Source organism: Paenibacillus sp. FSL R5-0407 (assembly GCF_038009185.1).
GTDB lineage: Bacteria > Bacillota > Bacilli > Paenibacillales > Paenibacillaceae > Fontibacillus > Fontibacillus vini.
The window spans coordinates 503272-528684 of the sequence record NZ_JBBPAX010000002.1 but is presented as its reverse complement, the minus strand read 5'-3'; the positions used below and the strand labels follow the sequence as shown (position 1 = coordinate 528684).

Annotated in this window: 18 protein-coding genes and 1 riboswitch; of the genes, 17 read left to right on the top strand and 1 reads right to left on the bottom strand. The window is 50.2% G+C overall.

Annotated features, from left to right (window positions below; all coding sequences use genetic code 11):
• Positions 1 to 38: 38 nt before the first annotated feature.
• Positions 39 to 4940: a S8 family serine peptidase gene (locus NYE70_RS21575; RefSeq protein ID WP_341048104.1), complete on the top strand. Its 4902-nt coding sequence runs from the start codon at positions 39 to 41 to the stop codon at positions 4938 to 4940.
• Between the two features lie 58 nt (positions 4941 to 4998).
• On the opposite strand, the gene NYE70_RS21570 is transcribed toward NYE70_RS21575, so the two are convergent.
• Positions 4999 to 6240: a peptidase gene (locus tag NYE70_RS21570; RefSeq protein WP_341048103.1), complete on the bottom strand. Its 1242-nt coding sequence runs from the start codon at positions 6238 to 6240 to the stop codon at positions 4999 to 5001.
• 141 nt (positions 6241 to 6381) lie between these two features.
• Between NYE70_RS21570 and NYE70_RS21565 the strand changes: the two genes are divergently transcribed.
• From NYE70_RS21565 to htpG, 16 genes are all read left to right on the top strand, one after another.
• Positions 6382 to 7293 carry a LysR family transcriptional regulator gene (locus NYE70_RS21565; protein ID WP_211022836.1) on the top strand — a complete coding sequence of 304 codons (912 nt, stop codon included), beginning with the start codon at positions 6382 to 6384 and terminating at the stop codon, positions 7291 to 7293.
• 126 nt (positions 7294 to 7419) lie between these two features.
• Positions 7420 to 8559 (top strand): 5-methyltetrahydropteroyltriglutamate--homocysteine S-methyltransferase, encoded by a 1140-nt coding sequence (locus tag NYE70_RS21560; protein ID WP_341048102.1) that lies wholly within the window; start codon positions 7420 to 7422, stop codon positions 8557 to 8559.
• A gap of 127 nt (positions 8560 to 8686) precedes the next feature.
• Complete coding sequence (locus NYE70_RS21555; RefSeq protein WP_341048101.1) at positions 8687 to 10570, top strand: glycoside hydrolase family 2 protein; 1884 nt, start codon at positions 8687 to 8689, stop codon at positions 10568 to 10570.
• 31 nt (positions 10571 to 10601) lie between these two features.
• The gene (locus NYE70_RS21550) at positions 10602 to 11867 is read left to right on the top strand and encodes an MFS transporter (RefSeq protein ID WP_341048100.1); all 1266 of its coding nucleotides are present in this window, start codon (positions 10602 to 10604) and stop codon (positions 11865 to 11867) included.
• Between the two features lie 32 nt (positions 11868 to 11899).
• The gene (locus tag NYE70_RS21545) at positions 11900 to 12931 is read left to right on the top strand and encodes a DUF2804 domain-containing protein (protein ID WP_341048098.1); all 1032 of its coding nucleotides are present in this window, start codon (positions 11900 to 11902) and stop codon (positions 12929 to 12931) included.
• A gap of 98 nt (positions 12932 to 13029) precedes the next feature.
• A complete protein-coding gene (locus NYE70_RS21540) occupies positions 13030 to 14295 on the top strand; it encodes a HAMP domain-containing sensor histidine kinase (RefSeq protein ID WP_341048097.1) in 1266 nt (421 codons plus the stop codon).
• Positions 14296 to 14371: 76 nt separating this feature from the next.
• On the top strand, positions 14372 to 14719 hold the full coding sequence (locus tag NYE70_RS21535) for a hypothetical protein (RefSeq protein WP_341048095.1): 348 nt from the start codon (positions 14372 to 14374) through the stop codon (positions 14717 to 14719).
• Between the two features lie 73 nt (positions 14720 to 14792).
• Positions 14793 to 14899: riboswitch (TPP riboswitch) on the top strand.
• Between the two features lie 114 nt (positions 14900 to 15013).
• Positions 15014 to 15700, top strand: coding sequence for a thiaminase II (tenA, locus tag NYE70_RS21530; protein ID WP_341048093.1), 687 nt, complete (start codon positions 15014 to 15016; stop codon positions 15698 to 15700).
• A gap of 65 nt (positions 15701 to 15765) precedes the next feature.
• Positions 15766 to 16608, top strand: a complete 843-nt coding sequence (gene thiM, locus NYE70_RS21525) for a hydroxyethylthiazole kinase (RefSeq protein ID WP_341048092.1) — start codon at positions 15766 to 15768, stop codon at positions 16606 to 16608.
• On the top strand, positions 16605 to 17543 hold the full coding sequence (gene thiD / locus NYE70_RS21520) for a bifunctional hydroxymethylpyrimidine kinase/phosphomethylpyrimidine kinase (RefSeq protein ID WP_341048090.1): 939 nt from the start codon (positions 16605 to 16607) through the stop codon (positions 17541 to 17543). Before thiM ends, thiD begins: the two co-directional genes overlap by 4 nt.
• The gene (gene thiE, locus NYE70_RS21515) at positions 17543 to 18214 is read left to right on the top strand and encodes a thiamine phosphate synthase (protein WP_341048089.1); all 672 of its coding nucleotides are present in this window, start codon (positions 17543 to 17545) and stop codon (positions 18212 to 18214) included. Before thiD ends, thiE begins: the two co-directional genes overlap by 1 nt.
• 471 nt (positions 18215 to 18685) lie before the next feature.
• Entirely contained in the window at positions 18686 to 19006 is a 321-nt protein-coding gene (locus NYE70_RS21510; RefSeq protein ID WP_211022826.1) for a WXG100 family type VII secretion target, read from the top strand.
• A gap of 30 nt (positions 19007 to 19036) precedes the next feature.
• Complete coding sequence (locus tag NYE70_RS21505; RefSeq protein WP_341048087.1) at positions 19037 to 20221, top strand: hypothetical protein; 1185 nt, start codon at positions 19037 to 19039, stop codon at positions 20219 to 20221.
• A 91-nt stretch (positions 20222 to 20312) separates the two neighbouring features.
• Positions 20313 to 20966, top strand: a complete 654-nt coding sequence (locus NYE70_RS21500) for a hypothetical protein (protein ID WP_341048085.1) — start codon at positions 20313 to 20315, stop codon at positions 20964 to 20966.
• Entirely contained in the window at positions 20966 to 23389 is a 2424-nt protein-coding gene (locus NYE70_RS21495) for an Mbeg1-like protein (protein WP_341048084.1), read from the top strand. Before NYE70_RS21500 ends, NYE70_RS21495 begins: the two co-directional genes overlap by 1 nt.
• Positions 23390 to 23509: 120 nt before the next feature.
• Positions 23510 to 25390 carry a molecular chaperone HtpG gene (gene htpG, locus NYE70_RS21490; RefSeq protein WP_341048082.1) on the top strand — a complete coding sequence of 627 codons (1881 nt, stop codon included), beginning with the start codon at positions 23510 to 23512 and terminating at the stop codon, positions 25388 to 25390.
• Positions 25391 to 25413 lie beyond the last annotated feature (23 nt).

Sequence of the window (25413 nt, the reverse complement as noted above, 5' to 3'; positions counted from 1 at the left end):
TGACATACCTAAAATACCAAGAATAGGGAGATGAGAGTTTGAGTAGGAGTGTAAACAGAAAATTATTTGCCGGACTATTAAGTTTCATTCTGGCCTTCACCTTGCTTCTTCCGGCAGCGGGAGCGCAAGAGGGCAGTCCGCTCGCAGAAGATAGTAAAGGGCAAAGTCAGGTCATATCAAGACTGAACCCGGATGCCGTATCGCTAGATTCGGTAAAGCTTGATCCAAACACTTCGCTGCAAGGAAAGCAAAAGCAGTCTTTTAGAAAGTCCTCAAAAAAGAGTTTTTCAAACCAAGAATTAACACTCGAACAGCAAGACCCCTCATTAACATCTACGATTGAACCTCAAAATTTTGTACCACTTTCAGATAGCAACGAACAAATCTCCGTCATCGTGGAACTTCAAGAAGAACCCGTGAAAGTATTTGAAGCCGGACAGCTTCAAAGTAAGTCGCGCTCCAGTTCTTTTTCGGTATCATCTCATCAATTAAAAGTAAATTTAGAGCAGCAAAATTTTAAAAAGAACGTAACGAGCAAATTGAATGCCGATATCGGCCGTCAATATTCTGAGATCTTTAATGGATTTTCGTTGACGATCGCGGCCAACCAAGTGGAGGAGCTGCTCGCGCTCCCTGGGGTCAAAGCCGTTTATCCCAACAACACGGTGTATGCGACTGCGGAATCGGATGCTACCGTCGTAACGCCGGAAGGCAGTGTTCCATTCATCGGGAGCGAATCGTTCTGGGATGAGGGAGTGAAGGGCAGCGGAATTAAAGTCGGTGTTATCGACACCGGGGTTGCCAATGACCATCCCGATTTGGAAGGCGCCCTTCCAACAGGTTATTGGGGGTACGACTTTGTAAACGACGATAATGAGCCTTATGAAACGACAAGGGAAGATTATCTGAAGGCAAAAGCATTGGATCCGAAAACCAACGAATATCATCCTGTAACCGGGAAGCCGTACTGGACTTCGCATGGAAGTCACGTCTCGGGAATTATTGCAGGAAGAGGAACGGGAACAGACGACTTTGAAGAAGGGATTACGGGAGTTGCCCCGGAGGCCCAGATTTTCGCCTATAAAGTACTTGGCCCTTATGGCAGTGGTCTTACGGAACACGTAATGGCAGGCATCGAGCAAGCTGTTGAAGATGAGATGGATGTAATAAACCTCTCACTCGGGTCGGAATCCAACAATGAGGGTTCGGCAGATGCCATTGCAGTGAACAATGCGGTCAAGGCAGGCGTTATTGCGGTTGTATCCAGCGGTAACAGCGGACCTGGCGAAGCTACCGTTTCGGATCCAGGTACAGCGGATCTGGCCATCACAGTGGGAGCGTCCAAACCGCCATTGAACACGCCGATCTTGAAAATTACAGGCGGATCGGATGAATTTTTCATGGATACCTTTGATAAATCCCAAGGAATCGAGAATTTAACGGATTCTTATGAATTGGTCGAAGTTGGATTAGGGTATCAAACGGATTATGAAGGAAAGGATTTGGCAGGTAGAATCGCATTTATTAAACGCGGGGACATCTCTTTTGCGGAAAAGGCAAAATATGCGATTCAGGCAGGCGCTACTGCCGCCATTGTTTATAACAATTTACCGGGTGCGCTAGAGAGTGTCACACTCGGAGAAGAAGATATCACCATTCCGATTTATGCGATTTCCGGGACGTATGGCGATTATATCAAGGAAAAGTTGAATAAAAATCCGCAGCTCACGGTGGCGTTTGATTCCATCATAGAGCAGGATATTATGGCGGATTTCAGTTCTCGTGGTCCTTCGAAACCATCATACGATCTGAAGCCGGATATTTCCGCACCAGGCATGGGGATTTTGTCCAGCGTAACCGAGTATGAAGGCTGGTATGAAGCCCAAAACGGTACTAGCATGGCAGCTCCGCATATTGCGGGTGCCGCGGCACTGGTAAAGCAGAAATATCCTGAACTAAGCGTATATGAACTCAAATCTTTGCTTATGAATAATACGATAAAGCTAAATGATCGTATGGGAAAACAATACACACATATGGATCAGGGAGCCGGACGTGTCTCACTGGAAAAAATCCTCCAAGCCAAAGCCGTAGCTATGACTGAGGAAAGAACTCAATATGTGGAAAACAATGAACCTACCACGCATTACACGGGCAGCGTTTCATTCGGCTATGTCAATTATGGCTCTAGCGCCAATCGTCAGGTTATCGTTAAAGATATAGTAGGGGCAAGCTCTGCTTATTCGATTGAGACCAAGTGGTATGGCGACTCACCGGTGGGCATAGAGCTATCCAAGAACCAAGTTGCTATTTCGCCTAATGGACAGGATTCTTTTACGGTTACCGTTGAAGTACCTATTACCTTAGAGGGAATGCACTACGAAGGTGAACTGATTTTGAAGGAATCGGGCAGTGGTCACGTGATTCAAATGCCGGTTTCACTTTATATAGGGGAAGCTCCGCAAATTGATGTAGTCACGGATTTAAAACTATCTCCGTTTGTTTTTTCTCCGAATGCGGATGGGGTGAGTGATACATCGGATATCTTGTTTAAAATTAATGAATATACTTCCTATCTTTCATTCGAGGTATTTTCAAGCGATGGGTCATGGTTATTCACCTTGTATGAAAAAGAAGATGGCTTTAAACCTGGAGAATATAAATTGTCCGGCTGGGATGGAAGCGAGCTGCCGGATGGGTTATATTTCATTGTTCCTGCTGTAGGAAATTCATGGGAAGAGGCAGAGTTGTTATTGGGGCAATCAAAAGATTTCATAATCGATAGGGAGGCTCCTGTCAGTCAACTTGACGATCCCGCTGTTGTTTTTGACAGTACGAGCGGGAGTGGGAAGATTTCAGGCCAGATAACCGAGGATCTGTTGATCGATTTGTTGGTTGGCGATGAGTCTGATTATGTAATTTCTGATCTGATTGGCGTTGCTGCGGTGATTGAGACACCTGATAACCCTGAGGGTTATACTCAAATCGATGGTGTAATTGATGAAAACGGCAGATTCCAAATTCCGGTTCCGATTATTCCCGGGAATAACACTTTTGAAGTGTATGTATACGATTTGGCAGGCAACGGAATGATTCAGCCGGCTCATGTTGTCGACTACACTTTGAATAATTATGTCGCTCCTCTGATTTTCCCGGATCAGGTACAACTTAATGATGAGTTCGTACTTGGCTTGTATTTTGCAAGTACGGAAGCTGTTTACTCTGCAAAATTCGATCTTTTGTATAACAATCAGTTGGAATTTATTAATGTATTAGAGAGTCCGCAGTTAAGCGATCATCAAACCAAGTATAATCCGGAAAAACCGCTGACGGTTACCCAGGCGGCGTATGAGCATACTGCGGATACAATCAGGCATGAATATTCCGTCAGTCTGAATGATACGATTGGTTACTCCGGTACAGGCTCCCTAGCTTTCTTCAACTTTTCAGGAGAAAAGGCTGGAAACTATAAATTCGAAATTGAGAATCTACAACTGCTTGATGCTGAAGGAAAGGAAATCACCTTAGATTTAACGCCGTTCGCAGAAGTTACGATCCAAGAGCAATCGGTTCTTACCGTCACCCCTCAAACCGTCTCCATCCAGAAGGGGACCGACAAGCAACTGACGGTCACTTACAAAGGACCGGACGGCAAGGTGTCGGATGTAACGGGAACGGCGCAATATAAGGTAGCCGATACGAGTGTAGCCACGGCAGTAAAGGGACTGGTAAGCGGCAAGAAGGTTGGCCGTACTGCTGTGGAAGTGAGTTACAAAGGATTGACTCAAACCGTGGAAGTTACTGTTACGGAGGTTACAAATCCTGGTGGTAGTGACGGAGGTAACGGTGGAAGCAACGGCGGAGGCAGCGGTGGTGGCGGAGGCGGCGTAACGGCTCCTACAACTCCTACTCCGAAACCGGAGACTCCATCGGTAAACGGAGCTGTCAAAACGGCGATCAAGCCGAATGAGCCTGCTACGGTTAAGTTACCGAACGGGTTGACGCTGACACTGCCGGCGGGGGCTGTTGGTTCGGCGGAAGCGGCTTTTGTGCAAGTGACTCCTGCAACAGAAGACGCTACTAAGGAGTTATTGGCCGGTCTGAAACTCGGATCGTCGATCAAACCGCTGGGTCAGTACTATGACTTTGCGATTCTGGATAAGGACGGAAATCCGCTGGAAGGACTTAGTTTCAGCAAGCCTGTGGAGCTGAGTATCCCGGTAATCGCACTTGCCGCAGGGCAATTAAACGGGGAAAAAATCAGCCTGTTTAAGATCGGTGACAAAGGACAGCTTACCCAGCGTCCGGGACGCTTGATCGACGGCAAAATTGTTGTCACTCTGAACAGCTTCAGCCGGTATATGTATATGGCTAAGGACATCTCGTTTAAGGATGTGACAAGCTCGAACTATGCCTGGGCTGTGAACGAAATTGAAGTGCTTGCTTCCAAGGACATCGTTACCGGCCAAGGCGCGGAGACATTTGCACCAGGGTCCCAAGTAACCAGAGCTGAATTCGTTGCGCTTCTTATCCGGGTCCTGGAGCTGGAGAAGGAGAAGGCTGGCGAAGCCCGGTTCAGTGACGTGAAGGAAGGAAGCTGGTATTACGAGGACGTGCAAACCGCGGTTGCAAAAGGATTCGTAAGCGGATATGATAACCTGAACTTCGCACCGGATCAACGAATTACACGCGCGGAAATGGCGGTTATTTTGTCTAGAGTGCTGGAGTACTTGGGCAAAACAGGTTCAGCCGATGGGCAGCAGTCCGGATTTGCCGACAGCGGTAGCATTCAGGAATGGGCTAAGAAAGCGGTAGCCCAGGTGGCAGAGCTTGGACTGATGCAGGGCAAAGGCGAAAACCGGTTCGAAGCGGAGTCCTTTACGACTCGTGCGGAAGCAGCCGTGGTGGTGTATCGGATCTTTAAGACGTATACCAAGTAAAAAGAAGAACCTTCAATCCGCAAAGGCGGGTTGAAGGTTCTTTTGTATCATGCAGGTCTTAACGCGGCATTTCGGCGTCTTTGTCTTCCGTTACGATGACGATTTCTGCATTCGTCATTCCAGGAAGCGAACGGGTCATGATCGGCGAGTGGTAAGCGACGATTTTCATGCCGGCTTTGAGCTTAGGTTCTCCGGCCAGCAGCGGAATGATTACCGTGTCTTCCGAAATATTCAGAATAACATCGTTATTCTTCGAGTCGTCGGAACCGACATTCACGTAAACTTGGCCTTCCGAAGCGAAATCGGAAGCTTGAATGGTTCCTTCCACTTTAGGAGCAACCGCGGATTGAACTACGATTTTATCGGCATGAGATTGAGCCGGATAAATCATGAGCATGACTTCAGGATAATAGGCGATGATTCGTTGATCGGCTTTAAGGGCATCTTTGGTCAATGCCACTCCGTTTTCGTCCACGATCTGTGTCTCTTCATCCACCTTCAGGAAAATATAGTTGATACCGCCTTGTTCCAGAGGATTACCGATCACTGTGATGGTATTATCCGCAATATTGGTGATTACTCCGTTCGTACCCGGCGCCTCCTCACTTGGCATTTCTGTTTCTTCCGTGTTTACTACAACATAGTTTGTCGTGGATTGGGCAGGAAGGCTCAGCATGACGGCCGGGCCGTAGAACGCTCTTACCGTCATTCCTTCTTTAATTTCGGAAGCCGTAATAGCCTTGCCGGTTTGGTCCACAAGTTGGGTCTTGTCCGCAAAATGCAGCACAATGCTGTCCTCAAAACCGGAGTAAATATCGGTTCCTTTGACGAAAATACCGTTTTCCCGGACTTCAGATACGACGCCGTCTATCGCCGTAAACGACTGATCCTGAACGACCAGCGTCAACGCGGTTCCGCGGGCGGGCAAGCTTTTCGTGATATTAGGACCGTAGAAGGCTTTAATCGCTTTCTTTTCATCTATAATGGTCTTCAGAGCCACTTTATTGCCTTTTGCGTCCACGATTTTCGTATCTTTGGTGATCGCTAGAATGATTTCGCTTTGATCGGTAGGCGCGAGTCCGCGTCCTTTAACTGTAATGAATTTACCGGTCTCATCATTGATGAAGTCAGTAATTTGTCCCAATGTGCCCGGTACGATCTTAACCTGATTTTGATTTTGAACCATGCTTAAATCAGGGGTTTTGGTTGGCGGCGGTACATCCTGCGCAAAAGCGGCTAACGGAATTGCGGTCATTGCCAGTAGGGATGCTGTAGCGATAGCTTTGTTCATTTTTTTCATAGTTAGAGTCCTCCGTCGGATGGTGATGTTATGTTCTCTGCTCATTAACCTTGACGGGATAATTCCTGAAATGTTGCACTTGGCGGAAAATCGTCATTAAATAGGAATAATGGAGTACACAGTGTGAGAGGGGCGGCAACCATGACTTTGCAGCAATTGAAGTACGTCATCGAGGTCGCAAACCGCGGTTCGATGAATGAAGCGGCCAAGCGGCTGTTTATTTCCCAGCCCAGTCTATCCAATGCGATCCGGGATTTGGAGGAAGAGATTTCGGTCACCATTTTTGAGCGGACGAATAAGGGAATTTCCGTGACCAATGAGGGTTCGGAATTTCTGAGTTATGCCAGACAGGTGGTCGAGCAGGCGGAACTGCTGGAGAACCGTTATCTGGACGGAAAGCTGGCTCCCCAGCATTTCTCGGTCTCCACCCAGCATTATGCTTTTGCGGTGAACGCCTTTGTGAACCTGGTGCGAGATTACGGGCATGCGGAATATGAGATGGCGCTGCGCGAGACGAAAACGCATGAAATTATCGAGGACGTGAAGTCCCGGCGCAGTGAAATCGGCATCCTTTATTTGAATGACTTTAATGCCAAGGTTATTAACAAGCTGTTAAAAGAAGCGGGGCTGCAATTCAACAGCCTGTTTGTGGCGAAGCCGCATATTTTCATCAGCATTCAAAACCCGCTGGCCAAGCAAGAGATGGTGACGATCGACCAATTGCGGGAATACCCGTACTTGTCCTTTGACCAAGGGGAATACAACTCGTTTCATTTCTCTGAGGAAATTCTCAGTACGTTGTCGCATCCGAAGAGCATCCGGGTCCATGACCGGGCGACGCTATTCAATCTGTTGATCGGGTTGAACGGGTATACAATTTCTACAGGCGTGCTCAGTTCGGATCTCAATGGAAACGAAATTATCCCAGTCCCGCTCGATTGCAGTGAAAGCATTAATGTCGGCTGGATTTGTCATAAGCACGCGACGCTTTCCAAATTGGCATTGGCTTACGTCGAGGCTCTGAAGGAGTCCGTGAAGATTACCCAGGGCTAGCAAAAAGACAGATATAGCTTTTGGCTATAACCAGTTATAGCTTATTGGAGTTACTCTATAACCGGGTAGGTATGGTATTTTTCTCTTAACGAATTCAAATTCAATCGTGAAGAGGAGATATCAGCCATGTGCAACGTGACGACGGTTCAAGGAACATCCAGAAAGGCGGCGCCATACCGGTTTGATGTAGTGGGGAGTTTTTTGCGGCCGGAGGCTTTGAAGAAGGCCAGAGCGCAATTCGGCAAAGGAGAGATTACGGAGGCCGAGCTGAAGCAAATTGAGGATCGCGAAATTATCAATTTGGTCGAGCAGCAAAAAGCGGCCGGACTTCAGGCCGTGACGGACGGAGAGTTCAGACGTTCCTGGTGGCATTTGGATTTCATGTGGGGACTGGACGGCGTAGAGAAGGCAGGATCGGAAAAAGGCTACCAGTTCAACGGCATTGAGACAAGAGCGGAAACCGCGCGTTTGAACGGGAAAATCGGATTTTCCGACCATCCGTTCGTCGAGCACTTCCGGTTCTTGAAGCAAGCGGCAGGAGACGACGTCGTTGCCCGCCAGACGATTCCGGCGCCAGCGCAGTTCCTGGCGGAGCTGCTCCGTCCAGAGAACAAGGCAAGTACGGACAAGTATTATAGCAGCACCGACGAGTTGGCGAGAGATACCGCTCAGGCTTATCATAAGGCGATTCTTGCTTTTTATGAGGAAGGATGCCGCAACATTCAACTGGATGATTGCACATGGGGCATGCTCTGTGACCGGGAATTCGCTAAAACGATGCAGGGTGCGGGGGTGGATACGGCCGAAATCGCGAAGCTGTATGCCCGCGTAAATCAGGAGGCGGTTGAGGGATTGCCGTCCGACCTGGTCGTAACGACCCATGTATGCCGCGGCAATTACTACTCCACCTGGGCTTCGTCTGGCGGATATGAGCCGGTTGCGGAAACGTTGTTCGGAATACAGCATATCGACGGCTATTATCTTGAATTCGATACGGAGCGGGCCGGGGATTTTACACCGCTGAAAGAGCTAAAGGATCAACAGGTCGTCTTGGGATTGTTTTCTTCCAAAACAGGAGTGCTGGAGGACAAGGATGTCATTGTCGCCCGCATTAAAGAAGCAGCGGAAATTGTGGGCTTGGACCAAATTTGCCTCAGCCCGCAGTGCGGATTTGCCTCTACGGAGGAAGGTAATCTGTTGACGGAGGAAGAACAGTGGCGGAAGCTGGCCTTCATCAAGGAAATTGCCGAGGAAATATGGAGCTAGAGAATATAGTGAGAGCGGGATCCGGTGCATATCGGGTTCCGCTCTTTTTGCGAGGAATTCATGGATTATCAAAACAATAAATATAGATTAGAATTGCTATTATGCAAGGCAGAAAAGGAGGGATGACATGCAACGGACGGAACAGTCCGGCTGGAAAGCCGGAGCAGGGCTGAAGACCCGATGGGGGCGCCAGGTCGACCCGCAGCGAGTGCTTACGGAATACCCGCGGCCTCAAATGGTCAGGGACGAGTGGATGAATTTGAACGGGCTTTGGGAATATGCGATCACTCCCAGGGCGAAAGGGAGCGGTACACCGGACTTGTGGGACGGTCTAATTCTGGTTCCATTTCCGGTAGAGTCGGCTCTGTCAGGGGTGCAGCAACCGCTGGGTCCCGGGGAATGGTTGTGGTACAGGAGAACATTTTCCGTGCCGGACAATTGGAAAGGGCGAAGGCTGCTGCTGCATTTTGGGGCGGTGGACTGGGAAACGGAAATCTGGGTCAACGGGCGTAAAGCCGGAGAACATACCGGAGGTTACACCCCATTTTCCCTGGATATTACCGGGCATTTAAATGCAGGGAATGCGGAGCGGAGTCAAGAGCAAGAGATTATTGTTCGGGTCTGGGATCCGACGGACACGTTCGGGCAAGAACGCGGCAAGCAGGCTTTGAATCCCAAGGGGCTGTTCTATACGGCCGTCTCGGGGATTTGGCAGACTGTATGGCTTGAGCCGGTTCCCGAAGCGCATATCGCCTCCTTTCGGCTGGTGCCCGACCTGGCGGACGGGGAGTTGTCCGTATTTATACATATTGATTCTGCGAATGGTGGATCCGATTCCGTACATAACCGCATTGAGGCGATAGCTTATGCGGATGGCGAAATCGTCGCAACCGGGGGTAGTCCGGTTGGCGGGGAACTGAAGCTTTATTTTTCGAAAATGAAGTTATGGAGCCCGGACAACCCGTTTCTGTACGATCTAACCGTCCGATTGCATGCGGAAGACGGAAGCACGCTCGATACGATACAAAGTTACTTTGCGATGCGGGATTTCCGTGTCGGGAAGGATAAGGCCGGCGCAGTCAGACTGCTCCTGAACGGGGAGCCGCTGTTCCAGCATGGTGTCCTGGACCAAGGGTATTGGCCTGACGGTTTATATACCGCTCCGAGTGACGAGGCGTTGGCTTATGATGTCGAAACCGTGAAGAGGCTCGGCTTCAACATGGTGCGGAAGCATATCAAAATCGAACCCGCCAGATGGTATTATCATTGCGACCGGCTCGGACTGATTGTCTGGCAGGACATGATCAACGGCGGCGGGGGCTGGAACCATTTGCATCATTTCATCCTCCCTAACTTTGTAAGCGCAATCAAAGTGAAAGACGACAAGTACAAAGCCTTGGGTAGGGCGGAAATCTCCAACCGCGACAACTATCGCAAGGAATTAAAAGAGATGGTGGACGCATTGTACAATGTCCCGTGCATCGGGGTGTGGGTTCCGTTCAATGAAGCCTGGGGACAATTCGATGCCGCGGACATTGCGGAATGGCTCAAGGCCTATGACCCGTCCCGTCCGGTGGACCATGCCAGCGGCTGGCATGATCAAGAGGCGGGCGATTTCAAGAGCGTGCATATCTATTTTCGCAAGCTGAAAATGCCGAAGAAGTCCGGCGGCCGCGCGGTCGTGATTTCCGAATATGGGGGCTACAGTCTGATGGAGGAGGCGCATGTGTGGCGGGAAGGCAAAGGCTTCGGATATAGGAAGTTCAAGAGCAGGGAAGCGCTGAACGCCGCTTATGCCTCACTGATCAAGAAGCAATTGAAACCATTGCTCAATCAGGGGGTAGCCGCTGCCGTCTATACCCAACTGACCGATGTCGAGACCGAACTAAACGGAATTCTGACCTATGACCGGGAAATCGTCAAGCTGGACGAAGGGTTGCTGAATGAGCTTCATGACGATTTGCTGAACGAGCTGCGTAACGACATGATGGAAGGGGTTGAGGTTTATTAAAAACGGGGGCATTTCGTCAAAAAATTGGACATTGATCTGGATTCTCGGCATGGCGGGCCAGATTTGCTGGAACATCGAAAATTCCTGGTTCAACACCTTTGTTTATGCCAAAATCGCCAAAGATCCGTCCATTATTTCATGGATGGTCGGCATCAGCGCGATCGTATCTACGCTGACCACCTTCTTGATCGGGACCTGGGGGGACCGGGCCGGAAAGAGGAAGCCGTTTATCGCCGTCGGTTATATTTGCTGGGGTGTATTTACGATGGTTTTTGGAGCGACGGAGTTTATCCCCAAAAATCCCTTGATCATCGCCATCGTCGTCATCGTAGCCGCCGATGCCGTCATGAGCTTCTTCGGCTCGACCGGTTATGATGCCGGATACAATCCCTGGACTACGGACATTTCAAATGTGCATAACCGGGGCAAGCTCGGCGCGGCTTTTGCCGCCATGCCGGTGCTGGCTACGATATTCGGGGCCGTCGTATCCGGAATGCTGGTGGATGCCCTTGATTTCTTTCCCTTTTTTACGATGATGGGCGGTATGGTGACGGTGACGGGAATACTCGCGCTGTTCATGTTGAAGGATGACCCGGGCTTGAAGGCAAGGAAGCTGGAAGCTGGCTACTGGCGCCAGTTTGCCGGAGTGTTCCGGGTACGAACGGTACTGGAGAATAAGGAATTATTTTGGGTGTTCGTGATTAACGCTGTGTTCTTTACCGCCTTTAATGTCTATTTCCCCTACATTACTATCTATCTCAACAACTACCTCAACATGAGCTACTCTCTTTCCGGCATTTTACAGGGCATCGGGCTCGTGGCCGCCATATTCCTGACGTTGCCGGCTGCCGGATTCATCAAACGAGGCAAGCTCGCCTCCGTCATCCTGTTTGCCGTGCTGGCCAATGTTACAGGATTGCTTATCATTTCACGGTTTTCCAGTCATTTCGTGCTGCTGATCGGGATTTTCGGAGCCGGAATCGGCTATGTCCTGATGATGCAAACGGTGACCGCCTGGGTCAAAAATTTGTACCCCGAGCAGCAACGGGGGCAATTTGAAGGGATCAGAATGGTGTTTGCCGTCTGTCTGCCCATGGTGATCGGGCCTTTGCTTTCGGGATTCGTGATCACGCAATACGGAGTACACAGGGTTATTGATGGAGTTTCAGGTATGGTGCCGACCGAAACGCTCTTTCTTGTATCGGCGCTCGTGACGATTCTTACGGTATTGCCGTTAATCCCGGCGGGGAGATTCGCCAAGATGCGACTGCAGTCGGATGCTTCGGAACCAAAATAGAATCATACTCATATGGAGGTGCAGCTAAAGCTATGCAACAAAACTATCAACATCAGATCGTTACGCCGGGGGACCTGCTTGACGGCAACGGCTCTCTTTTGCAGAAGGGATATTCGACACAGGCCGTGCTGAATTATAACCGTTCCGGAATCAAGGTACCGCCCTGGAAAATCAAAGAATGGGATTTCTACCAGGTGTCCAATGACGATTACTGTCTGCAGCTTACGATCGGACATGTATCTTATGCGGGCAGTATTGCGGTGAAACTGTTTGAATTTGCTACCGGGAAGCATTATGAGGTTTCCCGGATGCTTGCCTTGCCGTTTAACCGTTTGCGTATGCCGCTATCCGCCGAAGAAGGGGATCTGACCTACAGCCGGAAAGATATATTCATGCAATTCCAGGTGTACGAAGGCGGAAGAAGACTAATTTGCCGGGCCGGCGGCGGCGGGAACCTGCCGAGGATGGAGGTCGACGTCGCCCTGTCCCAGCCCGACAAAACGTCGTTGGTCATCGCCACGCCTTTTGACGAGCATCGCTCCTGTTTTTATTACAACCATAAGATTAATTGCATGCCTGCTACAGGCTCTGTAAAGGTTGACGGTAAGGAGTATCGTTTTGAGCCGGATTCTTCCTTTGGGCTGCTGGATTGGGGCAGAGGGGTATGGCCGTTCCGTCACGAATGGTTTTGGGGAAACGGCAGCTGCTATGTGGACGGGAAACGCTTTGGCTTCAATATCGGTCACGGCTTCGGCAACACCTCGGCAGCTAGTGAAAATATGCTGTTTTATGACGGCAAGGCCCATAAGCTGGGCCGGGTCATCTATGATTTGCCGGCCGGGGGTTATATGTCCAAGAAAAGGATTACGAGCGATGACGGAAGATTCGAAATGGAGTTCACGCCGCTTTATGACCAGCAGACGGCAACGAAGCTGCTGTTCGTGGACAACAAATGCCATCAGTTGTTTGGCACCTTTACGGGAAAAGCCGTGCTGGACGATGGGCGGGTCCTGGAAATTAAGGAGATGGTAGCGTTTATCGAACATGCGGTAAATAATTGGTGATTGGCTTGGTTAAGCCTGGAATTAAAGGGTTTAAAGATAGTAGGATAGAATTATTATACAACTAAATTTAATGTCCTGGAAATGAAGGGTGACTGCGGATGACCATTGTAAAGGAAATAATACTCCAGTTATTTTTTGCCCTTATGCCCTTTCTGATGTTCAATGTTTATTACCGGGATTCGCCCCGGAATTACTCGCGGAAATTCATTATAATTACTACTGCGATCTGCTTGTTCTTCTCCATGACCTTCGGGGCAAGCGCGGTGACCGGGTACTATTATGACATAAGGTATGTGTTTCTCTTCTTCGGACTCATTTTCGGCGGCTTGCCTGCAGGTCTCATTCTGTTGCTGGAATTTGTACTGTACCGTTTGTACTTGGGCGGCGACGGGATGGGAATTGCGATGGTGATCATGTTGATCATCTTTCCCCTATCCTTGGCTTTACGTCGGATGTACCTGGCTGCCAGGCAAAAAGTGCCCGTCGTATTATTGGCGGGCTTCATTTTCTTCTTCGTACCGCTCCTGTTCGTCTATTTGTACAATCCGGATCCTATCGAAAATAATCTGTTGTTTCATATATTTGTTGTTCCGGTCCAGAACTTTATCGGCAATTGGCTGCTGATTTCGTTGTTTCAAAAGGCAGTGAAGGATAAGGAGCTGTTTATCGAATACGCGCAAAATGAAAAAGTCTTGGTGATTAGCCAGGTAGCCGCATCGCTGGTTCATGAGGTACGCAACCCGCTCACTGCGGTAAAGGGGTTCCTCAAGCTGATTCGCGAATCCTCGCGGGAACGGGATAAAGTCAATCGTTACATAGATATTTGCGTAAGCGAAATGGAACGTACCGAATATATACTCTCGGAGTATCTTTCCATCTCAAAGCCCTTGACGGATCATCAAGAATCGACCGATCTGTCGAACCTGTTGAAAATAACGGTGGAAGTGATGCGCCCTTATGCGAATATGAACAATGTCGCGCTGGAAGGGCAGATCCCGGAAGGCCGGATATGGATTCTGGCCAATCCCGAGAAAATCAAACAGATACTTATGAATATGATCAAGAACGCGATTGAAGCCTGCTACGACTCCACGGAGGGAAGGGTGACCCTGGAACTGGGGGCAGTTGGCGGAGAAGCCGTGTTGACGATAGAAGACAATGGGATCGGGATGACGAAGGACCAAATCGAGAAGTTGGGCTCCGTTTTTTTCTCCACCAAGGCCAGAGGGACGGGGCTTGGCCTTACGTTCTCCTATCAGGCGATTCAGGCAATTGGGGGAACAGTATCCTTGAAGAGCGTCCACCGGGGAGGGACCCGGTTTACGATCACCTTGCCCTTGCATGAACGGGCGGAAGCCAAGTGAATAAGGTTTAGCGGCCGGCTGGCCTAAAATCGCACGCTTCGGCATATCCATGGGATATAAAGGAGCGTGAGAATTTTTGGACAAGATCGTGGAACGTTATTATGAGGTAAAACAGCAGCAGAAAGAGCTGGACCGGGAATTGGGGGAGCTTCGCCAAGCCATTCTGGATTACTGCCGGGATCAGGATACGACCGGTCTGGATCTCGAAAGCCATAAGGTAATACTCGTCCTGCAAAACCGGAGGGAATACGATGAGAACCGGTTGTACGAAGCCCTGCCCGACCTCGAGCTTTGGCGAATGCTGTCCAAGCCGGATTCCGGTAAAATCGCGAGCTTGGTCAAATTAAAGGTCATTTCGGAAGAGAAGATCAAAGACACTTATGCGATCAAGAACGTTACCCTGCTGCAGGTGGATAAGAAGTAATTAAAAAGTCTTCCATTGCGATTTGTTTGACAAATCTTGTAAGCCTGGGGTACAGTATGTATCAATAGAATAGGAAATCCACTAGGGGAGCCGTTAAACGGCTGAGACAAGAGACGAATTCTTGGACCCTTTGAACCTGATCTAGTTCGTACTAGCGTAGGGAAGTGGAGCCGGCCCTTCAAAGGCGATACCTATGTTCCGTATGATATTGCAGATGAAGCCGCTCCGTTTCCGGGGCGGCTTTTTTGGTATGCGGATTCCTATTCTCAAACTATTTACCGGAGGTGGGCGTTGGTGAACTTTACCGAGGAGGTACGCCGGGAGGCGGATGGTCTGTTCGACGCGATCTATGAGCATCCTTTTGTCCGCGGAATTGCGGAAGGAAAGCTGGAAAGGGAGCAACTGATCCATTATGTCAAACAGGATTATGAATATTTGAATGCGTATATGCGAATTTACGGGATCGCGATTTCGAAATGCACACGGCGGGAAGATATTGAAATGTTTAATGAGCAGATTGGCTTTATTTTGCACAGCGAGGTTCATCCGCATCAAAATTTCTGCACCGCTGCGGGGGTGACATATGAGCAAATGCAGGGCTATCCGCTTGCTCCTTCTGCACACCACTACATCAAGCATATGCTGACGGTTGCCCATGAAGGAAGTCTTGGCGAAATGCTGGCGGCGCTGCTGCCATGCCCTTGGACATACCTGGAAATCGGCCAAAGGCTGATCGAGGAAGTCCGGCCAGAGCCGTCTCATCCCTTCTATGACTGGATTCAGTTTTACGGGGGGCTCGCGGGTGATACCACGGTGAAGCTGCGCAAACAGGTGGATTTATGGGCGGAAGAGGCCGGCGCGGCGGAGCGGGAGCGCATGAAGGAGCATTTTCTTCATAGCTGCCAACTGGAGTACCTGTTCTGGGACATGGCTTATAAGCAGGAAGAATGGCCCGTTCCGATGCGGGCGGCGGTGCTGTGAGCCGGACAGACTTTATTTTCTTTTTCAAATCTATCTATTTCATAAAGAAAGGTTGATTGAACAATATGAGTATGCTGGAAAGAGAACTGTCCTCACTTCTTGCCAAATTGCAAAAGACGAAACCGCTCGTTCATAACATGACCAATGTAGTCGTGACCAATTTTACGGCCAACGGGCTTTACGCGCTGGGAGCCTCTCCCGTTATGGCTTACGCACCGGAAGAGGTCGCCGACATGGCGAAAGTCGCGGGCGCGGTGGTGCTGAATATCGGAACGCTGAATAGCGACCTTGTGGAGGCGATGATCATCGCCGGGCGTTCCGCCAACGAGAACGGCGTTCCCGTGCTGCTTGATCCGGTCGGGGCCGGGGCAACGAGATTCCGGACGGAATCCTCGCTGCGGATCATGCGTGAGGTGCGGGTTTCGCTGGTGCGGGGAAATGCGGCCGAGATTGCGCATCTCATCGGCGAGACCCGCGAGATCAAAGGCGTGGACGCCGGTGACAGCGGAAGCTATGACAACGCCATTCTGGCGGTCCGGGCCGCCCAGGAGTTGGGAACGGTCGTAGCCATCACCGGGCGGGAGGATGTGATCACCGACGGGAAGCTGTGCCGGGTGATCAGCGGCGGCGACGCGCTGATGACGCAGGTAACCGGCACGGGATGCCTGTTGACGTCGGTGTTGGGCGCTTTTTCGGCGGTCGAGGAGGACTTGCTGCTCGCCGGGACGGCCGGTCTGGCCTTCTATGGCACGGCGGCTGCTCGCGCCGCCGAGCGAACGGCCGCCTTCGGGCCTGGCAGCTTCCAGACCGCCTTCCTGGATGAGCTCGCGAAGCTGCATCCGCATTCGCTGAAGGGCTACGCCTCCGTCCGGGAAATCCAGGCGGCGACGGCCGGGGGCCTGGTGTGACCCGCCACGGCCTAGCCAAGGCGCTGACAGTCGCCGGATCGGACAGCGGCGGCGGAGCCGGGATTCAGGCCGACCTCAAAACGTTTCAGGAACTGAACGTTTACGGCATGTCGGCCATCACGGCGGTCACCGTGCAGAACACGCTCGGTGTCAGCGGGGTCTACCCGCTGCCGGCCTCAGCGGCAGCGGAGCAGATCCGGGCTGTCGGCAGCGATCTCGGCGTCGATGCCGTGAAGACCGGTATGTTGTTTAACGCCGACATCATTCATGCCGTTGCCGAAGAAGTCCGGCGCTTTCGCTGGGAGCGCCTTGTCGTCGATCCGGTGATGATCGCGAAGGGCGGGGCTGAGCTGCTTCAGCAAGAAGCGGTGCACGCGCTGGAGAAGGACCTGCTTCCGCTGGCCTTGGCGGTCACGCCGAACATCCCGGAGGCGGAGGCGCTCTCCGGCGTGACGATCCGCACGATGCAGGACCGGAAGAAGGCCGCTGAGATCATCAGCGCCATGGGGCCCAAGCTGGTCGTGATCAAGGGCGGCCATGATGAAGCCGGGGGTGGAAGCGACAGCGGAGCGGATGGAGCGGATGGAGAAACTGCCGAGGAAACCAGCGTTGACTATGCCGGAAAGATCGGACCGGGGGAATCGCCTGAGGTAGAAAGGCGCGGCGGCGGGATCGTAACGGACCTGCTGTACGATGGCAAGTCCTTTACGGAACTGACCGGCAAAAGGATTTCCACCCTACATACGCATGGTACCGGCTGTACCTTCTCCGCTGCGCTGACCGCGTGTCTCGCAAAAGGCATGGCACCGCTGGAAGCGGTGAAGCTGGCGAGAGACTTTATTCAGGCAGCGATCGAGGACAGCCTGGAGCTTGGCCATGGCCACGGTCCGACCAATCATTGGGCCTACCGCCGGCGGCAGGGAGGAATTGAGTGATGGCAGAGGGAAGGATTTCCGCTGATCAAATGCGCAAATATTTGCGGATGTATCTGGTTATCGGCAGCGTCAACTGTCAGGAGTATCCGCTTCAGGTACTGGAAGAAGCGCTGGCCGGCGGCGTCACGCTGGTGCAGTTCCGCGAGAAGGGCCCCGGCTCGCTTGCCGGAGAAGCGCGGCTGGCGCTGGCGCTTCAAATGCAGGCGGCCTGCGGCCGCGCCGGGGTTCCGTTCATCATCAACGATGATGTGGACTTGGCCCTTCGGATCGGGGCCGACGGAGTCCACATCGGACAGGATGATGAGGACCCGGCAAGGGTCCGCGCTCGCATCGGGAACCGATTGCTCGGCGTATCGGCGCACACGGCCGAAGAGGCCCGGCTCGCGGCCAGCCAAGGCGCGGATTATCTCGGCATCGGCCCGATCTATCCGACCGTGTCCAAAGACGACGCCAATGCGGTGCAGGGGCCGGGAATTCTCCGCGAGCTTCGCGGCGCGGGAATCGACCTGCCCCTAGTCGGCATAGGCGGAATTACCGCCGCCCGCGCCGGCGAAGTCATTGGCGCGGGCGCCGACGGTGTCGCCGTGATTTCCGCGGTGACGGGAAGGCCGCTCGGCGGGATCAAAGCGGCGGTGAAGGAGATCATCGGCCAAATGGAATGTTTGAAGTAGGGTTGATCTGAAAGTCTAACGAACCAGGAACGCTTATTTGGCCTAAATCCAGTAATTTGAAATTCTAACGAACCCCAGTAACGTTATTGTGGTACAAATGGAGCCGTTTTGCCTCTAATGTACTCCATAGCGAAGTTGGGGTTCGTTAGATTTATTTTGTGCTCTTTTTCCTGAAATAAGCCTCCTGAGGTTCGTGAAGGAGAGGAAGATTGTCATAGAGCATGATTGTTTCGAATAAGCCCTTAGTCCTGAGGTTGATAGTGTGAGTCTGGAGACATTGGCGGAGTTCATGGCCGAAGTTTTTTTCTTTTATGCCAAACGGCTTAGAAGCCAGGTACCAAAATGAAGATTTTTCAAGTTTGATCCTATGGATGGTAGAGATTGGGTCGGAAATCGGGTAGTATATTTGGTAAATAGTTCAATTTACTGTGCGGAAATATATATACTTTTTTTGAAAATGGAGGAATCGTCGTGTATTCAACTAGCGAAATACGTTCCACCGCCAGACGAACGTCCCAGGGCGGAGCGGATCTCAAAAGAATGGAGAACCAGTTCGCGTCATCAGTGCATGATGCGGCGTCCTGGTGGAAAGGAAAAGCGAGCGAATCATTCAAAGAGGATTACGTGGCTAAGGCAAAAAAGGAGATCGATCGCCTGCAAACGGAGATTCGTGATCTGGAGACGGGGCTTGACCGGCTGGCTCGGGAAGTCCAAGTTGCCGAGGACCGGAGACGGGCGGAGGCGGAAAGACAGGCGCTTCTGTTAAAACAGCAGCAGAAAAACAAAAAATAGATGAATTCTATTTAAAAGGGAGATTGGAGAATGATGTTGTCCGAAAAAGATTGTTTACTGTTATGTGAATTGGCTCGAACAGGTCTGTTGAAGACGCAGCGTTCCGGGCCTGTAATGGAAATCGTCCGAAATTTGCAAAATAGCCTGACCGGGTGCGGACAGGGAGATCTGGCGCAAGAGATTTTGGGATCCGTGAATTTTGCGGAATTAGAACTCATGGAACCTAGGGAGCAGGCGAGTAGTAATCATTATTACGTCTTTATGGATAAAGAACATAGCGGCCGCACGATTCTGGTGCAGGAATCCGAAGAAACGGCCGAGACCCATACATATAATTACGATTTAAATAGAATGGCGAATGAACTTGAAGAAACGGTTGGCTCCGGCGGGAGCAGTACCTTTATCGGTATCGGCTTGGGCGGCTGGCGTGCAGCCGAGCTTGCGGTAAAATTCAATGCGGAAGCCGTCGCATTCGGTGCGCCAAGTGTGGATGAGCTGCCGGGCAAGGCGATTAACTACGTGGGAGAAGACGATCCGGTCGGGGACTTTACGGACAAAGTAAGTTTCGTCAAGCAGGGTGAGGAACTGGACGAGACGGACGAAGCTCTTTTTTACAGAAGACTGGAATTTGACCAAGACGGGAAACCGGTAATTACGGAGCAAAGTGATTTCTCCCGCTTTGTCAGTTGGTTCTACAATACCGCTGGTGCAGTGGAACCGGAAATTTGGCGTATCTTTTTCCCGGGGGCAGCGGAGGAAGAGGATTTACTGCTGTCGGATTTGGGCGTGTACTCCGTATTTCTGAAGCTCGGTGAATTAAATAAAGAGGGGATCTTGCGGTCCCTTGACGAGGCCGTGAGATTTGCGGGCCGCCAGTTGGAGAACAATCGCAGCGAAATGGCCGCCGAGCTGGAAAAAGTAACCGAGGAGCAATTTAATGCCCGTTTTGAGGAAATCGCCGAAACGTGTGCTGCACGCGCTTCCAAAATCATAGATTCTATTTTCGATAGTGTCCAAACCGTGCTGATGGGAGTCGCCTTATTTACGTTGGAGCAGGAGAACTTCGAGGTAGAGCCTTGGATGGAGAGCTTTTACGTGAGAATTGACGAATTGGTGGATCAGGAGTTAGGCCGTGTGAAGGAGTGTCTTGACCAGGCTATGGGCCGCCACTTGGAGCGCACGCTGCAGTTCCCTGATTTCTCGATGGAATGGTGAGTGGGGGGACATGATATTGAAGCATCTTGCGAAAAGAATATTTCCGATTATAATAGCAAGCTTAATTATTTCATTAGGAGTGAGCGGTTGCATGAAGAAGAGTGATCCGGAAGCGATTAAAGATCAGATGATCACCTATTTACAGGAGAAGTACGGCGAAGAATTCATTCCTATCTCTTTTGAATCGAGCGGATTTGCTTATAGCTATGACACTCTGTGGGTCTATCCGAAGGATGGAACGAAAGCGGATCGTTTCGAAGTGCGGGGATCCAAGGCAAAAGATAATACTTACGTGATAAGCGACGGGTACTATGGTATTTATATCAAACCCCAATATGAGGCGGTTTTATCCGGTTTTGTCAGCGAAATCTATCAGGATTTCAAGTTGTTTACCGACTTTGGCGAAGGAGTGTGGTCGGAGCAGTTGAATAAGAATACGAAAATTGAAGAAATCTATGAGATCGACAGATTAGTTTCTTCAAGTAACGTAATTTTTGTTAAAGAGGATTCCGCTAAGAATATAGACGACGAAGAAGCAATCAGAAAAATTGCCGAGAACATGAAGGCGAAGAAAATGGTTGGAAACATCCAACTGTACGTCGTGTATAACGACAAATTCGATTCCATCGGTTTAGAGGCTTTAAGCTTAACGAATGCCCAAATGAAAGATGTTTTTGTTCGCGATTATGTGATGATTAAAGTGAACAGAAGCTTAGAAGTGAAAAAATACGGGGAGGGAACCTAATGTCTGAACTTAGCGAAAGTCAGTTAATCCTCCTCGATAATTTAATCTATTTAAAAGATGTGGCGAATCGGGAAAATGTAAAAGTCAGCGTCATTGTAGAAGATTTACTGGATGGAGGCTTGGAGAAAAGCAAGGACCAGGTAACAGGCACTTACCCCGGCCAATTGAATGAAGCAGAATGGATTACGATCCTGAAAAACATTGAACAAGATAAACAACTGATGAATCTTACCGTAAAGCATGGCAACGTAGGTAATGTATATGACGAAAAAACCGGAAAGATCGTACGTGACGATAAAGGCCAGCCGATCGAACCCGGCGCCCGTATGGCTACCTTCGTAGACAATCAAGATAATGCGACCGTCGTCTTCCGTGGTACTTCAGGCGATTATGAATGGCATGATAACGGTACGGGCGCGTATTTATCCGACACGGAGATGCAGATTGCCGCTTTAAAATATATTGAAAGTTTGCCCTATAATAATATTACCGTAACGGGCCACTCCAAGGGAGGCAACAAGGCCCAGTACGTTGCGATCTTGTCCGATAAGGTAGACCGGGCGTTATCGTTGGACGGACAAGGATTTTCGAAGGAGTTCGTCGAAAAGTATGCGGATTTGATTGCCGCGAACGGCGGTAAAATCACATCTATCTCCGCCAAAGATGATCCGGTGAACCGGCTCCTGATTCCGGTGGCCGGCAAGATTATTTATATTGAGACGGCGAATCCCGAGAAATTCTATGATATTTTCTTCTATCATAAACCTAATCTGGTTCTGAACGAGAACGGTCAATTAAATAAAGAGGGAGAACCGGGGGTTCTCTCCAATTTTATTAATGATTTTACGATTTATATCAATGAAAACATGAAGGAGCCTTACCTAAGTTACGCCGCCGACGGCTTGCTTGCGCTCCAGGAAAGTGGAAAAGAGGGGCGCGAAAAGGAAGAATGGTACCAGACGGCATTTGGTGCAATAGCGGCGCTAAGCCATCTGGATGATTTTACAATGGCCCAAATCTCGAAAAAGTATGGGGATTTCGCGGAACTGGGTGCAGCGCTGTTGGCAACGGTTATATTTCCGCCTATTTTCTTTGATGACCTGGTCCATGCGATTGGCAAAAACCTCAAGAATCTTTATGACTTTGCGGTTGAAAAGCTGCAGCAATTCGGGAATTGGCTGGGTCATGTACTGGATGTCGCGGTAGAGAAAGTCAAGGAAATCGGACTGCAGATCGGAGCGGCGCTCGCCAGCTTTGCCGAGAAGGTCAAGCAGGGGTGGAATAAGCTGGTGGAGGGAGTAAAGAATTTTGCGGAGGACATCAAGAATGCCGGCATTGCCGCCGCGGAAGCCATCGGCCGATTCAAAGATAAAGTGGTCCAGACTGTAAAGGGCTTTTGCGACAGCATCGTGGAAGGTACGAAGCGGATAATTGAGTCCGTCAAGAATACATGGAACAATGCCATGGATAAAATGACGAGTTGGTTCAACCGGACGAAAGAGTCGATCGTTACTAAGGTGGAGGAGTTTAAGGAAGGCGTCCACCATGTTATAACCGTGACCAGGGATGGCATCAACAGGTTCATCGACGCCTCGGTCGCCAAGTTCCGGGAGATCGGAGACTGGATGGTCAACAAGGTGAACGATGCGGTTGCCAAAGCCAAAGAGATTACCGCCCGAATCGGAGAGGCCGGAGCTGCGTTCGTGCAAAAAATCAAAGAGACCTGGGAGCGTTTGAAGGCCGGGATCGCGGAGATGGCGGTTGCGGTAAAAGATGCCGCTGTCAAAGCCGGTGAAGCGATCGCGAGATTTAAAGACAAAGTTGCCCGAGTGGTGAAGAGCTTCTGCGACAGCATCGTTCAGGCGACCAAGCAGGCTATAGAAAACTTGAAGGAAGCGTGGAAAGGCGCGGTCGACAAGATGACCACGGTATTCCACTCAGCCAAAGCTGCAATAAAAGCGAGGGTTCATGATTTTAAGGTAGGCATCAAGACCATGGCGAAGCTGACCACTTCCAAAATTAAAGGTGTAGGCAAGCAGGCCGCAGTCTCCGTGAAGAAATTCGTGAGCAAGGTGGCCAGAGGTCTGTCGGCGGCTTCTAAAGGTCTTATGCTCGTCAATATTTCCCGGCTGGGGGATTTGCAGACCAAGATGAAGAAGCTGGACTCCGATATCGAGTCGAGAACTACGCAAATCGTAAACGAAGCGCAGAGAGTGGCCTCGGGCGTAGGAAGATCTTACAGCGAATCCAATGTCCAGTACCAGGTCAGACAAGTGCAGGCCGCATGCGATGATATTAAAAACCGCAGCAAACAACTTTCCGCGGAGCTGGACCGCAAAATTCGTACGTTGTCCATCACCAGGGAGCAATATCTGAAGATCGAAGCGATGATCAAAAGCGGGATCCGCAGCCGAAATTTATAGTTTCGGACGGGATCGTATTGACATCAAAAATCAGGATTATTAATATAGAGTTATGAATTAGCACTCTGCATCTTAGAGTGCTAATATATTGTTCAAATCAGAAGGGGGCTTCTATCCATCATGGCAAAGATGCAATTTAAAGCGGAATCGAAACGATTGCTGGAAATGATGATCAACTCCATCTATACGCAACGGGAAATTTTCCTGAGAGAGCTCATCTCCAACAGCAGCGACGCCATCGATAAAATATATTACAAGGCGCTGACGGATGAGAATCTTGTATTTAACAAAGATGATTACTTCATTAAGCTGACCGTGGATAAGGACAACCGCACGCTGCGCATTTCCGATACCGGCATCGGGATGACGAAGGAAGATCTGGAGAACAACCTCGGTATTATTGCCAACAGCGGATCGTTCGCCTTCAAGAACGAGAATGAAGCTAAGGATGGCCACAATATTATCGGCCAATTCGGGGTAGGCTTCTATTCCGCGTTCATGGTAGCCGATACGGTGACCGTAATCAGCCGTGCGCTGGGCAGCGAGGAAGCTTACAAATGGGAATCCACCGGCGCTGACGGTTACACGATTGACGTGACGGAGAAAGAGACCGTGGGTACCGATATTATTTTGAAGATCAAGGAAAATACCGAGGACGACCAATATGACGAGTACCTGGAAGAGTACCGCCTGAAGTCGATCATTAAGAAATATTCCGATTTCATCCGCTATCCGATCAAGATGGATGTGACTTCTCATCGTCCGAAGGAAGGCAGCGAGGGGGAATTCGAGGAATTCCGTGAAGAGCAAACCGTCAACAGCATGGTGCCGATCTGGCGGAAGAACAAGAGCGAGTTGACCGACGAGGATTACGACAATTTTTATATGGAGAAGCGCTACGGCTTCGATAAACCGGTGTCCCATATTCATATCAAAGCGGACGGCGCGGTCGTATATAATGCCATCCTGTTCATTCCGGAAAGAACGCCGTTCGATTACTACACGAAGGAGTACGAAAAAGGACTGGAGCTTTACTCCAACGGTGTCCTGATCATGGACAAATGCGGAGACCTGCTTCCGGATTATTTCAGCTTCGTGAAAGGGATGGTCGATTCCGAGGACTTGTCGCTGAACATTTCGCGCGAAATGCTGCAGCATGACCGTCAACTGAAGCTGATTGCGAAGAACATTCAGAGCAAGATCAAGAGCCAACTCCTGACATTGCTTAAGGACGAACGCGAGAAATACGAGCAGTTCTACGAAGCGTTCGGCCGCCAATTGAAGTTCGGGGTTTACAATGACTACGGCATGAACAAGGAAGTATTACAGGACCTTCTCATGTTCACCTCTTCGAAAGAGAAGAAGCTCGTTACCCTAGATGAATATGTCTCCAGAATGCCGGAAGACCAGAAGTACATTTATTACGCGACCGGTGAATCCGTGGATCGTCTGGAAAAGCTGCCGCAAACCGAAATGGTACTGGACAAAGGCTATGAGATTCTGTACTTTACGGATGATATCGACGAATTCGCGATTAAGATGATCCTGAACTACAAGGAGAAAGAATTCAAATCGGTCTCCAGCGGCGATCTCGGCATCGAGTCGGAAGAAGACAAGCAAAACGATAAAGAGGCGGAGAGCGCGAACAAGGATTTGTTCGAGGAAATGAACACGCTCCTCTCCGGCAAGGTGAAGTCGGTTAAGGCTTCCAAACGTCTGAAGACCCATCCGGTCTGCTTGTCCGCCGAGGGCGATGTTTCGATCGAGATGGAGAAGGTGTTGAACGCGATGCCGAGCGGTCAGGAAGTTAAGGCCGACAAAGTGCTGGAAATCAACGTCAACCATGACGTATTCAAGTCCTTGAAAGAGGCTTACGAGAATGATAAAAATAAACTGGGCTTGTACACCAGCCTGCTCTACAATCAGGCATTGCTGATCGAAGGGCTGCCGATCGAGGATCCTGTAGAATTTACGAACAATATTTGCAAAGTGATGGCCTAGATCAGCCAAAACAATTATATTAG

Coding starts and splice junctions, on each gene's coding strand:
- NYE70_RS21570 (WP_341048103.1), bottom strand. CDS start 6,240: ATGAAAAAAATGAACAAAGCTATCGCTACAGCATCCCTACTGGCAATG.
- NYE70_RS21565 (WP_211022836.1), top strand. CDS start 6,382: ATGACTTTGCAGCAATTGAAGTACGTCATCGAGGTCGCAAACCGCGGT.
- NYE70_RS21560 (WP_341048102.1), top strand. CDS start 7,420: ATGTGCAACGTGACGACGGTTCAAGGAACATCCAGAAAGGCGGCGCCA.
- NYE70_RS21555 (WP_341048101.1), top strand. CDS start 8,687: ATGCAACGGACGGAACAGTCCGGCTGGAAAGCCGGAGCAGGGCTGAAG.
- NYE70_RS21545 (WP_341048098.1), top strand. CDS start 11,900: ATGCAACAAAACTATCAACATCAGATCGTTACGCCGGGGGACCTGCTT.
- NYE70_RS21540 (WP_341048097.1), top strand. CDS start 13,030: ATGACCATTGTAAAGGAAATAATACTCCAGTTATTTTTTGCCCTTATG.
- thiM (WP_341048092.1), top strand. CDS start 15,766: ATGAGTATGCTGGAAAGAGAACTGTCCTCACTTCTTGCCAAATTGCAA.
- thiE (WP_341048089.1), top strand. CDS start 17,543: ATGGCAGAGGGAAGGATTTCCGCTGATCAAATGCGCAAATATTTGCGG.
- NYE70_RS21505 (WP_341048087.1), top strand. CDS start 19,037: ATGATGTTGTCCGAAAAAGATTGTTTACTGTTATGTGAATTGGCTCGA.
- NYE70_RS21500 (WP_341048085.1), top strand. CDS start 20,313: ATGAAGAAGAGTGATCCGGAAGCGATTAAAGATCAGATGATCACCTAT.
- NYE70_RS21495 (WP_341048084.1), top strand. CDS start 20,966: ATGTCTGAACTTAGCGAAAGTCAGTTAATCCTCCTCGATAATTTAATC.
- htpG (WP_341048082.1), top strand. CDS start 23,510: ATGGCAAAGATGCAATTTAAAGCGGAATCGAAACGATTGCTGGAAATG.